The organism is Acetobacter sicerae (assembly GCF_011516765.1).
In the GTDB taxonomy this organism is placed as follows: domain Bacteria; phylum Pseudomonadota; class Alphaproteobacteria; order Acetobacterales; family Acetobacteraceae; genus Acetobacter; species Acetobacter sicerae.
Genome location: NZ_JAAABN010000002.1, coordinates 223,146 through 236,597 on the forward strand (window position 1 = coordinate 223,146; position 13,452 = coordinate 236,597).

The following is a 13,452-nucleotide window of genomic DNA, read 5'->3' on the forward strand; positions in this document are numbered from 1 at the left end:
ACTTTCTTTCCGAACCCCGTTGTTCTTTCGCGATGCAACGGGCGCTCTCTCATCCTCTTTTCTCCTGAAACAACAGCGCCCTGCGTCAGACATCAGAATAGCAAGACGTCTCACCTTTTCCGCGCTGGCCTGCTGTCTGGTGCTGGGCGCAACGCCGCTTCAAGCCGCAACCGTCGCACCCGGCGCGCCGGACAGTCCCGAAACAGGCGGTATCCTTCGCATAACAGCGGAGAACTCGGGCGGAACGCTCGACCCGCAGATCAGCTACGTTCACATCACCTACCAGATGGAAGCCATCGTCTATGACGGGCTGACCACCTTCGCCAAAACACCAAGCAAACTCAGCAGCCACGCCATTCCGGATCTTGCGGAAGCCCTGCCGGAACCGCAGGACGGCGGCCGAACCTATGTGTTTCATCTGCGTCACGGCATCCGTTTTTCAAACGGCAAGGAAGTGACACCAGATGACGTAGTCGCCTCCATGCAGCGGATTTTCAAGGTGAACAGCCCGACCGCAGGGCCGTATTACAGTCACATCGTCGGCGGAGAAGCATGCCTGAAAGATGCCGAGCACTGCACGCTCGCCGGTGGTGTGGAGGCTGACGGCAGGGCGTGGACCGTCACCTTTCATCTGACGCATCCGGACGCCGAGTTTTTCGACCGGCTGGCGTTCCAGCACGCCTCCATCCTGCCTGCCGACACACCGTCACACGATACCGGCAACGAAGCGCCCCTCGGCACGGGTCCGTACAAAATCGTCTCTTACGAACCGAATTCCGGTCTGAAGATGGAGCGAAATCCCTACTTCCGGCAATGGGATGCGGTAGCCCAGCCCGCAGGCTATCCCGACGAAATCCATTATTCCTTTGGACTGGACCCGGAAGCCGCTGTCACGGCCATTGAGAACAACCAGTATGACTGGATGCTGGAGAGCGTGCCGCTGGACCGACAGGCGGAAATCGGCGCACGCTTTTCCGATCGTGTGAAACTGATAGACCAGCTCGTCATCTATTACGCCGCGCTGAACGTGAATCTTCCCCCGTTCAACGATCTCCGTGTGCGACAGGCGTTGAACTACGCGCTGAACCGCAAGGCTGTGGTGATCTACAATGGAGGTCCGGCGGTCTCCACGGCGGCCTGCCAGATGCTGCCGACAGGCGCACCGGGATATGAGCCGGGCTGCGCCTACACAAAGGGCGCGTCCCCGGAACATCTAGCGCCCGAGTGGAAAGAACCCGATCTCGCGTTGGCGAAAAAGCTGGTTGAGGAAAGCGGCACAAAAGGTCAGAAGGTCGTCATCGTCACACCGGGTTCGGGCGGCTCGGGCGCTATCGCCAATGAAATCCGCGCTACGCTGGTCGATCTGGGCTACGTCGCCTCCGTGCGCCCCATCACGCCGGTGATCGAATTCAGTTATATCCAGAACAGCGATAACAAGATGCAGATCGGTCTGACCGGCTGGAGCGCGGATTATCCGTCCGCATCCTCCTTCCTGCGCACGCTGTTCTCCTGCGCGACGTTCATTCCGCATTCGAGCAACTCCATCAACGCCTCCCAGTTCTGCGACCCGAAACTGGATGCGCTGATGGACAGGGCGGCTGAAGTCTCGCTGACCGACCAGAAAGCGGGCGATGCGCTGTGGGCCGAAGCGTCCCGCGCGCTCATGGCGCAGGCTCCGGCTGTGCCGCTTGACCAGACAAGGCGCGTGGCGCTGACCTCCACCCGCGTACATGGCGTATTCGATACACCGATTTATGAAGCCGTTTTTTCGCAGATGAAGCTGCGCCGTGCGGGAGATGCGCCGTGAGTGGTGCACAAGACATGGCTCCCCCCGGTCCATGGCGCAGCGCGTTCCGGGCGCTGTCGCGTAATCGTGCGGCAATGGTGGCGCTGGGCGTGCTGGGCCTCATGGTGCTGCTCAGCCTGCTCGCGCCGTTCTACGCTCACCACATCGCCCACACAGATCCGTTCCGCGCCAATGTCGCTGGCTCGTTCATGCTGGACGGAAAAACCATCGACATCATGCAGCCGAATGACAATCCGCTGCATCTTGGTCTGACGCCCGCTGGTCCGACATGGAATCCGTCCGCCTACATGCTCGGCTCTGACAGTCAGGGCCGCGATGTGGCGGCGCGTCTGCTGTATGGCGGCCGGATTTCCCTGCTGATCTCCTTCGCGGCGGCGGCGCTGTGCATCGTCATCGCCAGCGTTGTCGGCATTCTCGCGGGCTTTTTCGGCGGCATCGTGGATATGGTGCTGTCACGCATCATGGACATCATGTGGGCCGTGCCGGTCTATCTGTTCGCCATTTCGCTCTCGATCGTGACCATCAGTGATGGACTGCACATCGGTCCGATCAAGCTGGAAGCTGACAATCTGATTATCCCCATCGCCATCATCGCACTGGTCTATATGCCTTATGCCGCCCGCCCGATCCGGGGACGTGTGATGGCGCTGCGGAACGCCGATTTCGTGATGGCGGCCCGCAGCCTCGGCGTGCCGCGCTGGCGTATTCTAGTGGTGGACATCCTGCCGAATGTGGCGAGTTCCATTGTCGTGCTGACTCCCCTGCTGGCGGCCTTCGCGCTGCTGACTGAGTCCGCTCTCTCCTTCCTGTCCATCGGCGTGCAGGCCCCGACAGCCTCATGGGGCACAATCATTCAGGATGGCGAAGGGCTGATCTACTCCCGACCGATGGTCGCCATCGCGCCGGGTCTGGCCATTGTCATCGTCGTGGTGGCGCTGAACGTGCTGGGCGATGGACTGCGGGATGCGCTGGACGTGCGCGAGACCAGCAAGAGGGGGGCGTAATGCTGAAAGCCCTTCTCCAGCGGTTCGGTCAGACCGTTTTCGTGCTGTTCGGCATTTCCGTGCTGGTGTTTCTGGTGTTCTTCGCCACACCGGGCGCGGACCCGACCTCACGCATCGCCGGCAAGAACGCCTCTCCCGAGACCATCGCCAAGGTGCGGCAGGAATACGGGTTCGACCGTCCCCTGCCCGTCCAGTATGCGACGATGATGAAGAAGCTCTTCATCACACAGGATCTGACCTCCTACGCCAATCGTGGCGAAAAGGTCGTGCCTGAACTGATCAAGGCCGCGCCCGTCACGCTGTCACTGGCGACCGGTGGCGCTGTGATCTGGGTGGTGGTGTCCATTCTCATGGGTACGGTCGCGGCGGCGTTTCGCGGCACATGGATCGACCGGACGCTGATGGCCATCGGGCTGATCGGTATCTCCATTCCGGTCTTCTGGCTCGGACAGGTCGCCAATCTCATCACGCAGGCGCGCTATCACGACACATGGCTGTTCTCATGGGTGCCCGCGCTCGGTTATGTGCCGTTTGCGGAAAGCCCGGTCGGCTGGTTCAAGGCGCTGATTATCCCCTGGTGCACGCTCGCGGTGCTGTTTATCGGCGTCTATGCCCGTGTGCTGCGCTCGGACCTTGTCACCGTGTCCGGCGAGGATTTCATGCGCACGGCCCGCGCCAAGGGGCTATCCCCGACGCGCGTGCTGCTGGTGCATGGGCTGCGGACGTCCATGATCACCTTCGTCTCCCTGTTCGGCATGGATTTCGCCCAGTTAATCGGCGGCGGCGCGCTGCTGACGGAAGTGGTGTTCGGTCTTCAGGGCGTCGGGCGGCTGACCTATCAGGCGCTCTCGGCGCTCGATCTGCCGCTTATCATGGCCAGCGTGATGTATTCCGCCGTGTTCGTCGTGCTGGCGAACGCGCTGGTCGATGTGATCTACATCTTCCTCGACCCGAGAGTGCGCGATGGCCGGTGATGCTCCCCTTCTCGACGTGCGCGACCTCTGTGTGAGCTTCCGCTCGGGCGGTCGTGATGTGCCGATCATCGAGAACGTCTCGTTTACCGTGTGCGAACGGGAAATCCTTGGTATCGTTGGAGAATCCGGCTCTGGCAAAAGCGTGACGGCCATGGCCATCATGCGCCTGATCGACGATCCGGGCGTCAGTCTGCGGGGCTCCGTCCGGTTCCGAGGCCAGGAACTGACGACGCTGCCCCAGAAAGCGTTCCGGCACATACGCGGCCGCGAAATCGCGATGATCTTTCAGGACCCGATGACGGCCTTCACGCCAGTTTACACAATCGGCTGGCAGATCGATGAGGCGATCCGCGTGCATGAGCGCGTCTCAAAGTCCGAGGCCCGCACACGCACGGTCCGACTGCTTGGCGACATGGGCGTGCCGGACCCCGAACGCACCGCCAACCGTTATCCACACCAGTTGTCCGGCGGCCTGCGCCAGCGTGCGATGATCGCCATGGCGCTGTCCTGCAATCCGGCCCTGCTGATCGCCGACGAGCCGACCACAGCGCTGGACGTAACCGTGCAGGCGCAGATTCTTGATCTTCTGCGGAATCTCCGCACTGATTACGGATCGGCCGTCATGCTCATCACGCATGATATGGGCGTTGTGGCGGAGACCTGCGACCATGTGATGGTGCTGTATTCCGGGCGTGTGGCCGAGCGTGGGCCTGCATCCGCGATCTTTACCCAACCGGCGCACCCTTACACGGCGGCGCTTCTGGATTCCATCCCACCGCTGACCGGCCCACGCCCCATGCGTCTGCCGTCCATCGCGGGCGTGCCCCCTGCCCCGCTGGAACGCCCCCCTGGCTGCGCCTTCGCGCCACGCTGCCATTATGCGCATGACGCCTGCTCGGTCCTGCCGCCGCTTGTTCGGTTTGCCGAACAGGATGTCGCCTGCATTCTGCCGGGTGAAGGAAAAGCGCTGCCTCCGCGTATTCTCCACGGAGCCGAGGCATGACGGATATTCTGAAAGCCATTGAACTCCGCAAGGATTATCGTCTGCCTAGGGGCAAGACATTACGGGCTCTGGACAACGTGTCGCTCACTGTACGATCCGGTGAAGTGCTGGGACTTGTGGGGGAATCCGGCTGCGGCAAATCCACCCTCGGGCGTTGCCTGCTGCGTCTGACAGATCTGACTTCCGGCACTATTCTGTTCGAGGATCAGGATATTTCCAGAACCAATGAGCGCGCCCTGCGTCCCGTGCGGCGACAGATGCAGATGGTCTTTCAGGATTCCTATGCCGCGCTCAATCCCAAACGACGGATCGGCGATCTTCTGGCCGAGCCTTTACGGGTCCATCCTGATAAGAACGGCCAGAAACGCAGCCGTCAGGTGATCGAGGCCCGACTTGATGAACTGATGGACCTCGTAAGTCTGCCGCGTTCCGCTCTTGCCCGGTATCCACACGAGTTTTCCGGTGGACAGCGCCAGCGGATCAACATCGCCCGCGCGTTGGCTCTCTCTCCACGTCTGATCGTGGCGGATGAACCGGTGTCCGCGCTGGATGTGTCGGTGCAGGCCCAGATCGTCAATCTGTTCACCGATCTCAAGGAACAGCTTGGCCTCACCTACGTTTTCATCGCGCACGATCTTGCCGTGGTCAGGCAGATCTCAACGCGTGTGGCGGTGATGTATCTCGGAGCCATCGTGGAACTTGGCGACACCGACACGGTCATGCAGCGTCCGGCGCATCCCTACACGGCCGCCTTGATTTCTGCTGTCCCTGAACCGGTCATCGGGGCCAGTGACCGGCGTATCCTGCTGCATGGTGATGTGCCGTCACCGGTTTCTCCGCCTTCCGGCTGCCGCTTTCACACACGCTGCCCGAAAGCGGAGAAACGCTGCTCTGAAGAAGCGCCCCTCCTCCGCTCCATTGACGAGGGACACGAAGTGTCCTGCCATTTTCCGAATCTCTGATCTGCTCAGGCTTTCTGTCAGGCAGCAAGTAACGGGCAACACGCACCCGCTCTCAGTCCCAGAGCAATAACAGCGCCTTCCCGTATATCCGTTTCAACCCGGTCGCGAGGCACATCGACCCAAAGACTGGAGCTTCCCAGCTTTACCAGCAGTCTGAGGCTGTGCCCGTGGAAAGCTATCGAGCTGATCTCCCCCAGAAACGTATCCGGATCTCCTTTTCTCATCTGAACGATATCTTCCGGACGTATGGCAATCGTCAGTCTGGTTCCCGCCATGGCGGCCAGCTCCGTAGAGCCGGTCACCACGGGCCTCCAGTCACCAGCGACCTGAAACCGTATGCCCGTCGGCTCACGCTGAAGAAACACGCCCGGCAGAAGATTGGTCGTGCCGATGAAGCCCGCGACAAATTTTGAAGCTGGCCGGTCATACAGTGTGGCGGGGTCCGCAATCTGTTCGATATGACCTTTATTCATGACGGCGATCCGGTCGGAAATCGACAGAGCCTCCGTCTGATCATGCGTGACCATGACAAAGGTGGTCCCCAGTTCCTTTTGCAGCCGCTTAAGTTCATTCTGCATGTGTTCACGCAGGCTGGCATCCAGAGCAGAAAGCGGTTCATCCAGCAGCAGCAACTGTGGCTCACAGACGAGCGCCCGCGCCAGCGCCACACGCTGTCTCTGGCCACCCGACAGACTCCCGATCTGTGCTTTCGCCCTGTCGGGTAGCCCCACGAGCTCAAGAGCTTCCTTTACTTTACGCGCCCGATCACGTCCGGACATCCCCCGCAGCATCAGACCGAACGCGATATTTTCCTGCACATTCATGTTGGGAAACAGCGCATAATCCTGAAAAACCGTGTTCACCGGACGATCAAAAGGACGAAGCGGCGTTATGTCCTTGTCGTCAAGGAGCACACGTCCTGAGGTCGGAACCTCAAAACCGGCAATGATCCTGAGAGTGGTTGTCTTTCCACATCCGGAAGGCCCAAGGAGACTGAGGAATTCGCCTCTCTCTATCGAAAGGCTGATACTGTCCAGGCCAACCGAACCACCCGGAAAGACCTTGTTCACACTATCAAGCCTGAGAAGTGGTCCCGCGCTCATGATCTTTCTCCGGTTTACTCGTATTGACCCACAGAATTTCAGCAACATCCTGTGTATTGTTAGAAAAAGAGTGATCGAGGCAGCTCCGGAAGGCGAAGCTGTCACCTTTTCCCAACCGGTAATGAACGCCATCAATCCACAATATCAGTTGGCCTGATACAATATATCCGAATTCATGCCCCGCATGCGTATATGATCCGGATGTAGCACCCGGCTCCACCACGACCAGCATGCCGGTCAGAGCCGCCGACGGAGGAGAAAGCAGACTCTTGCTGATCCCCTCGGAATAGACTGGAAGCGTCTTGCGGGCGCTGGCTGGCACACAGTAGAGATCGTGCCGAGGCTCACCCCCGTCTGAAACAAGTTCTTCCGGTTCTACTGACAGGGCTGCCGCAAGAGGCCACATCACCTTGACGCGCAGGGAAGACAGGCCTCTTTCAATCTGGCTGAGCGCACCAACAGATATTCCTGCCCGTCCTGACAGTTCAGCAAGAGACAGTCCCTTTTCCAGCCGAAGGGCGCGCAGCCTACGGCCAATCAGGATATCAGCTTCCGAGACTTCCGCACCGCGCGCGATGTAATCCGCTGTCATCCCATGCTCCTTGCGAAACCGGCCTTCCCCTCTGACTAAAAGAGAAGGCCCGTTTCCGGCTTCAGCCGCCGGCCTTGATCTTCTCAAGCATTTTCGCCAGTTCTTCGGCCTGCTTCATCGGACCGGTAAAGACAGTCTTTTTCAGCATGTCTTCCGGATTGGCCGGGAGTTCCAGTTCCTTCAGCTTCTCTGGTGTCTCGGCTGCGAACGCGGTTGAAGTTGATGATCCATAGCCGTTGTTTTCAATCAGGTGTTTCCCTGAAGAGGCTTCAAGACGACTGTTGATGAAGTCATAAGCAAGGTCTTTGTTCTTCATGCCCTTGATGAACACAAAGCCACAGGCCCATGTCAGCATACCTTCCTTGGGGTGCATGAATGCGACCGGCACGCCCTGTTTCTTCAGCGTCACGGCGGATGCATTCCATGTCATGGCGGCCACGAAAGCGCCGCTGGCCAATGACTGCTCGACAGACGTCATATCCGTTGTGTAGGCCGCCATCAGAGGACGCTGTTCACGCAGTTTGTCGGCGACCTTGTCGAGATCGGCAGGGCTGAGGTCGAATGGATTGACCCCTGCCACAAGCGCTGCGACGACGGGTGTGTCATGGACAGCGTCGATCGTGGCCATGCGACCTGCGTAGCGTTTATCCCACAGCAGATTCCAGCTCTGTTCAGCGTCAGGTAGCAGATCGGTGCGATAGAGAATGGACGTGTTGCCCCAGTCCCACGGGACCATCCAGACTTTTCCATCTCCGGCCTGAATGTCGGGAAGATTTCGGAAAATGGGAAAGATATTGTCCCAGTTTTTGATTTTTGTCGTATCGATCGGCTCGATCATTCCGGCTTTCTGCCAGCGGGCGATCTTGTCATAACAGGGGTGAGCCAGATCAGGCCGGAAGCCCGCTTTCAGTTTTGTAAAAGCATCGTCATCATCACCAAAGACTGAAATAGTGACCGCGTCCGGATGCGCTTTCAGATAGGCTTCATCATATTCCGGCAGTTCATATCCCGACCATGTCAGGTAACTCAGCTTTCCATCCTCAGCCTGCGCGAGAGAAGGAAGCGCAAGGGAAAGTGCGAGAGCAGAACAGGCAAGAGTCTTTGCAACCATGGAAAAACGGTCAGTCTTCATGATGTCTTCTCCCTTTTGATACCTTTGGATGATTACGCGTTCTGCCCTCTTCGCCGTATCAGCTCGGAAAGGGCGGCTACAACAACACTCACCGCCAGAATGACGCTGCCCAGTGCCATGACGATTGGAAGCGACCTCGGGAAACGGAGCTGCCCCCAGATATAGACTGGCAGTGTGGGCTGTGATCCGGTGAGGAAAAAAGCGATGATGAATTCATCAAAGCTGGTCAGAAAGGCCAGCATGAACGCAGATCCCATAGCGGGCGCCGCCATGGGCAGCAGAATACGCCGCATCAACGTCCATTCCCGCGCGCCGAGATCTTCCGCCGCTTCAGGGATCGAGCGGGAAATACCGGCGAATCTCGCATGCATGACCATGACGGTTGCGGGCATGGCCAGCAGAATATGGCCGCAGATGATGGCGCCTGCGGAAGGGCCGATCCCGACAAGATTAGCCACGATCAGCATGGCGATACCGATAATGACGCCCGGTATCAGAATGGGAAGTTTGACCAGAAACGAAAGGAGTCTGGAAAATCTGTTTCGGACGAATACATCGGCATAGGCGATCGTGATCCCACAAACCGTGGCGAGAGCGGCCGATGTCAGTCCGACTTTCAGGCTTGTGAAAAGAGCATTTCTTACGCCCTCATTGTGCAGAAGGGTACGATACCAGGCAAAAGTGAACCCCTTCAGCGGAAAAGCCGCCTGAATGGAATCATTGAAAGAAAACAGTGGTATCAGACAGATCGGCAGGTAAAGAAAGACAAGATAGCAGAACACATACGCCCACAGGAGCATCCCGGAAGACGAGGACTGACGGACGGGAATAACAGGCAATCTCATAACCTGCTCTCTTTTCCGGCTTCGGTTTTTCTGAGAAGAGCGATCAGGCCTGCAATGACCAGCATGACAGCGACGGACAGTGCGGCTCCGAACGGCCAGTCATTCGCCCGACCGAACTGCATTTCGATCAGAGAGCCGATCATCACACTCTGTGGTCCACCCACGAGAGCCGGTGTCACGTAATCGCCCACTGTAGGGATGAAAACCACCATGATGGCGGTCAGAACGCCCGGAAATGAATACGGCAGAACGATACGTCGGAAGGCCGTCAGTGGGCGGGCTCCGAGATCGGCAGCCGCTTCCAGCAGAGAACCGGGCATGCTTTCCAGCGCGGTGTAGATCGGCAGGATGGCGAAGGGCGCATAGGCGTGCGCCAGCGTCACGACAACGGCCGCTGGTGTATTCAGAAAGGCCAGCGAGGGTTCGTGGAGCAGCCCTGTTCCGACCAGAAACGAATTCAGAACGCCGTTATAAGCAAGCACGATCTTCCATGCGAAAACACGCAGGAGATAACTGGTCCAGAATGGAAGAGTGACAAGAAACAGAACTAGTTTTCGGTAACGTCCGCCATGAACTGCAATGCAGTAAGCCACCGGGTAAGCGGCGATGACCGTCGCCAGCGTTGCAAGCCCCGCCAGAATCACAGACCGCAGAGCAATCCTGACATAGAGCGGATCTGTAAGGATGGTCAGAAAGTTCGAACCCGTCCAACCTCTCCCAAGCAACGACCCATCATTGTGTCGAAATGCAAAGAACGTGACGAGGCTCAATGAAAAGACAACCAGCCCGAGCCCGAGCACTGTGCCGGGAAGGAAAATGCCACAACGGAAAAGAACGCTTCCCGCTCCGGACGTTTTATCGGGCTTGGTGAATATCACTCAGGCGATCTCTCAAATATGAAATCATGACGCAGAGTTTCATATAAGAAGAAATGCGGTCAATATGTTTTTATATCAAAACGAAAAATAAACAGTGAAAATAAAAAATATCTTTTTAAATCATAGCGTTAATATGTATTCTGCCTTATATAAACAGGTTCTGACCATACAATCGTTTGTTTTTATATCCGAATTCACAACTCCACTCCCAAGAGCCAAAAACACTCACCTTGAACGGATGGCTGACCATCGTAATAACCAGTCGCCGTAACTCCCATCGCCTGATTTACTGCAAAGAGTTGGTTTAACACCCCCCTGTTCGCTGAAATGCTTTTTCTGCACAGTCTGAGAGTGCCCGAGTGTCATTTGGCAAAAAGCCATCATGGCTCCTTGGCATAGAAGACAACAGGTCCAGAGGCAGAAGCCGGATAGCAGTAAATAGAAATGCCAGCACTCATGACCAAAGGACAATTCCGCTGTAGGAAAACCTAAGATCAAGGCTTTCCTACAACGAAATCTTAAAATCAGAAATCGGCTTTGATAGAACCGAAAGTGGTCCTTGGCATACCAAGGATCATGGACTGAAAGCTGTAGCCACTTGCTGAATCGAGTGGGTTTCCATTTTCACCCATCGTGGCCACGTAATACTGATTGGTAATGTTGTTGAGATTGAACGCCACGGTCAGACCTTTAACAAAACCGCCCAGGCGCGACCCATCACCCGACGGCTTCTTGACGTGCCATTGCAGTCCGAGATTGGCGAGCCAGTAACTGGGAGCGTGAATCTGCCCGGAATAATCGTAATTTCTACGGCCGATATAGTTGCCCTCGATATAAAAGCTCAGGCTACGCCAGTCATAGGCGAGGTTGGCCTTGTACATGAAACGCGGATAATTCACGACCTGCTGATTCTTGGTGTGATAGGCCACACCCTGCTGTATGATATTCTGATCGTAAACTGCGTGATTGTAACTGACACTGTTGGATATAGAAAGATTGCGGATTGGCCGGATGACAAATTGCGCGTCCACGCCGTTCATGGTTATGCCGCCGACATTCTCGACCGCTGACACCGGGTTAAGCAGCGATCCAGAAGTAATCTGCTGAAGGCGGTTGAAATAATTGGTCCGATAAGCATAGACCGAAGCATCCATCAGACGATCCGAGTAACGATAACCGATGGCATATGTCCAGTCTTTTTCAGGACGTATTGAATTACGGCTCAAATCGTACGCCGCTTGCGTGACCGCGAAAGGCGAAGCTGAAAGCTTGAATCCCGATTCCATGTAGGTTCGGGCATTCTCAGAAATATCTATGAATATCTCGTTATTTTTCAAAAATCTATAATCGACGCCAATATGTGGAAGAAAGGCCTTCGCCGTGGTCAGACTTTCGCCGGAAGTAATGCCTCCGCTCGAAGCGCCGTAATAAGCGCTACTCAGATATCCATCGCCGACCCTTTGTGTCGAGAGGATGGATTTGAAACCAAAATGCAGGGCAAGATTCTGTATCGGCCGGTAAGTATCGTTTACAAATGCCGTGAAGGTGTTGGAATTATAGTTCTGGTTAAATATTTCTGCAAAAGGCTTGCCATAGTGCCCGAGATTGTTCGGAAGCCCGCCGACGATCTGACCATTGACGACATTGGGCTGCTCATATGCCCACATTGAGGACTGGTAGGCATTGTTCTCATACCAGACGCCAAGACCAATATGGTTTCGCGCAATGTCATAGGACATCTTGGACAGGATACCGAACCGCCGGAAAGAAGGCTCCTTGACAATTTCACTGAGCGGCGAACCGTTAGGCGAAGCGAAATAGGGAGAATTCCAGCCGGTCTTCTGCATATCAGCGTGACCATAGGCCGTGGTCACCCATTTCAGTTGATCAGTCAGTGTCAGATCCGATTTCAGGTATCCCATGAAGCCGTGTTCGTTGGTCGGCCCGTCATAATAGGACGCGTCCAGAGGGTCGGACAGCTTCTCAAATCCCTTGGGATAGATCCCCTTGCTGGCATTCACCGCCGCCAGATATCCACTGGCCTTGCCGTTATAATAGTTATCCACCTTGTAACCCAGTTTCTGGATAACTTCCGGTGACAAGTCCTGATACTCGTATGAATGCATATCATAATAATTGAAATAGGCTGACAAGGCGCTCTGCTGTGCGATCGGCTGGATCAGCTTGGCGGTAGCCTGCTGCGAAAACTGTTCACCAGCGCCTTTCCATTTCTGCTGGTCATTCCGCAGGTAAGAAACGTAGAACCGCGTTCCCGTCGGGTTCAGGTCACCGCTGTCTATCCGGGTGTAGGTATGGTACATCGAATAGCTGCCAAAGCCCTGCTGAAGGGATGCCCCCAGCTTGTGGGCAGGATCAATGGACCGATAGGCAAGTGAACCGCCCAGATTGTTGCTCGCCGCGACCTCTTCCGCGCCCGCCGACTGAGACACATCGATTCCGGCTACATTTTCCGGTGCGATCGCAAGAGTTGGATTGACACCATTGTAGTTACGATAAGTCATTTCCCCGAGAGGCATGTCATCCAGAGTGACGCCAACATCCTTCTGGGCAAAGCCATGCATGTAGATCTGTGTCCCCCATGTGGACGACCCCAGCGCATCAGCGGACTGGAAATTGATCCCCGGTGACTGGTTCAGGGCCGCCATCGGGTTCATGCCCGGAGACAGACGTGCGATTGCGGCCCGGGAGACCAGAACATGCCCAGCGGCCGCACGGCGACGGATGGAAACCTTGATCGCCTCTCCTTCGCCAGAAGCCTCCATGGAGGTTGGCGTCTTGTGTTTCCGGCCTGCCACCACTGGTTTTGACGCGACTTTGGGCGAACCGGGCGACTGATGGCCATGCGTGCTGGCGGCAAGGGCGTCATCATGGAACAAGGGATAAGAGGACAAAATCGTTGTCATACAGAGTGCAGATAAAAAGACCGTTTTTCTTTGTATCGTGAACAATCTCTTCACAGACATGACGCTCCTCTCATTGAGCTCACAGGCTCGTTAGGATGCGTATTCGATAGCTTTTACGTTTCGATATCGGAATAAAAAAACCGACGGTTTTCATGCGCATTGCGACACGATTGTTTCTTTTAAAGAATGACTTTTCTGATCAATGGCAAGCCTGCTCAATGCGACTAA

General features: G+C 56.4%; 11 protein-coding genes. 5 read left to right on the forward strand and 6 right to left on the reverse strand.

Annotation, left to right across the window (positions count from 1 at the left end; all coding sequences use genetic code 11):
* Positions 1-19 precede the first annotated feature (19 nt).
* Genes GVI59_RS03580 through GVI59_RS03600 form a run of 5 tightly spaced genes read left to right on the forward strand, consistent with a single transcriptional unit; the run spans position 20 to position 5,750 of the window.
* Complete coding sequence (locus GVI59_RS03580; RefSeq protein ID WP_242012922.1) at positions 20-1,807, forward strand: ABC transporter substrate-binding protein; 1,788 nt, start codon at positions 20-22, stop codon at positions 1,805-1,807.
* A 14-nt stretch (positions 1,808-1,821) separates the two neighbouring features.
* Positions 1,822-2,811: an ABC transporter permease gene (locus GVI59_RS03585; protein ID WP_173573058.1), complete on the forward strand. Its 990-nt coding sequence runs from the start codon at positions 1,822-1,824 to the stop codon at positions 2,809-2,811.
* Positions 2,811-3,785, forward strand: a complete 975-nt coding sequence (locus GVI59_RS03590; RefSeq protein ID WP_173572927.1) for an ABC transporter permease — start codon at positions 2,811-2,813, stop codon at positions 3,783-3,785. Before GVI59_RS03585 ends, GVI59_RS03590 begins: the two co-directional genes overlap by 1 nt.
* Positions 3,775-4,788, forward strand: coding sequence for an ABC transporter ATP-binding protein (locus GVI59_RS03595; RefSeq protein ID WP_173572928.1), 1,014 nt, complete (start codon positions 3,775-3,777; stop codon positions 4,786-4,788). Before GVI59_RS03590 ends, GVI59_RS03595 begins: the two co-directional genes overlap by 11 nt.
* Positions 4,785-5,750, forward strand: a complete 966-nt coding sequence (locus GVI59_RS03600; protein ID WP_173572929.1) for an ABC transporter ATP-binding protein — start codon at positions 4,785-4,787, stop codon at positions 5,748-5,750. Before GVI59_RS03595 ends, GVI59_RS03600 begins: the two co-directional genes overlap by 4 nt.
* Before the next feature lie 17 nt (positions 5,751-5,767).
* Here GVI59_RS03600 and GVI59_RS03605 read toward each other — a convergent pair whose 3' ends face one another.
* From GVI59_RS03605 to GVI59_RS03630, 6 genes are all read right to left on the reverse strand, one after another.
* The gene (locus GVI59_RS03605) at positions 5,768-6,853 is read right to left on the reverse strand and encodes an ABC transporter ATP-binding protein (RefSeq protein WP_173572930.1); all 1,086 of its coding nucleotides are present in this window, start codon (positions 6,851-6,853) and stop codon (positions 5,768-5,770) included.
* Positions 6,825-7,445: a cupin domain-containing protein gene (locus tag GVI59_RS03610; protein WP_173572931.1), complete on the reverse strand. Its 621-nt coding sequence runs from the start codon at positions 7,443-7,445 to the stop codon at positions 6,825-6,827. Before GVI59_RS03610 ends, GVI59_RS03605 begins: the two co-directional genes overlap by 29 nt.
* Before the next feature lie 61 nt (positions 7,446-7,506).
* Positions 7,507-8,577 (reverse strand): ABC transporter substrate-binding protein, encoded by a 1,071-nt coding sequence (locus GVI59_RS03615; protein WP_173572932.1) that lies wholly within the window; start codon positions 8,575-8,577, stop codon positions 7,507-7,509.
* Between the two features lie 32 nt (positions 8,578-8,609).
* Positions 8,610-9,422, reverse strand: coding sequence for an ABC transporter permease (locus tag GVI59_RS03620; RefSeq protein ID WP_173572933.1), 813 nt, complete (start codon positions 9,420-9,422; stop codon positions 8,610-8,612).
* The gene (locus tag GVI59_RS03625; protein WP_173572934.1) at positions 9,419-10,300 is read right to left on the reverse strand and encodes an ABC transporter permease subunit; all 882 of its coding nucleotides are present in this window, start codon (positions 10,298-10,300) and stop codon (positions 9,419-9,421) included. Before GVI59_RS03625 ends, GVI59_RS03620 begins: the two co-directional genes overlap by 4 nt.
* A gap of 524 nt (positions 10,301-10,824) precedes the next feature.
* A complete protein-coding gene (locus GVI59_RS03630) occupies positions 10,825-13,224 on the reverse strand; it encodes a TonB-dependent receptor domain-containing protein (protein WP_173572935.1) in 2,400 nt (799 codons plus the stop codon).
* Positions 13,225-13,452: the final 228 nt, after the last annotated feature.

Excerpts from the sequence above, each read along its gene's own strand:
- GVI59_RS03585 (WP_173573058.1), top strand. The coding sequence starts at position 1,822 with ATGGCTCCCCCCGGTCCATGGCGCAGCGCGTTCCGGGCGCTGTCGCGT.
- GVI59_RS03590 (WP_173572927.1), top strand. The coding sequence starts at position 2,811 with ATGCTGAAAGCCCTTCTCCAGCGGTTCGGTCAGACCGTTTTCGTGCTG.
- GVI59_RS03595 (WP_173572928.1), top strand. The coding sequence starts at position 3,775 with ATGGCCGGTGATGCTCCCCTTCTCGACGTGCGCGACCTCTGTGTGAGC.
- GVI59_RS03600 (WP_173572929.1), top strand. The coding sequence starts at position 4,785 with ATGACGGATATTCTGAAAGCCATTGAACTCCGCAAGGATTATCGTCTG.
- GVI59_RS03605 (WP_173572930.1), bottom strand. The coding sequence starts at position 6,853 with ATGAGCGCGGGACCACTTCTCAGGCTTGATAGTGTGAACAAGGTCTTT.
- GVI59_RS03610 (WP_173572931.1), bottom strand. The coding sequence starts at position 7,445 with ATGACAGCGGATTACATCGCGCGCGGTGCGGAAGTCTCGGAAGCTGAT.
- GVI59_RS03615 (WP_173572932.1), bottom strand. The coding sequence starts at position 8,577 with ATGAAGACTGACCGTTTTTCCATGGTTGCAAAGACTCTTGCCTGTTCT.
- GVI59_RS03620 (WP_173572933.1), bottom strand. The coding sequence starts at position 9,422 with ATGAGATTGCCTGTTATTCCCGTCCGTCAGTCCTCGTCTTCCGGGATG.
- GVI59_RS03630 (WP_173572935.1), bottom strand. The coding sequence starts at position 13,224 with ATGACAACGATTTTGTCCTCTTATCCCTTGTTCCATGATGACGCCCTT.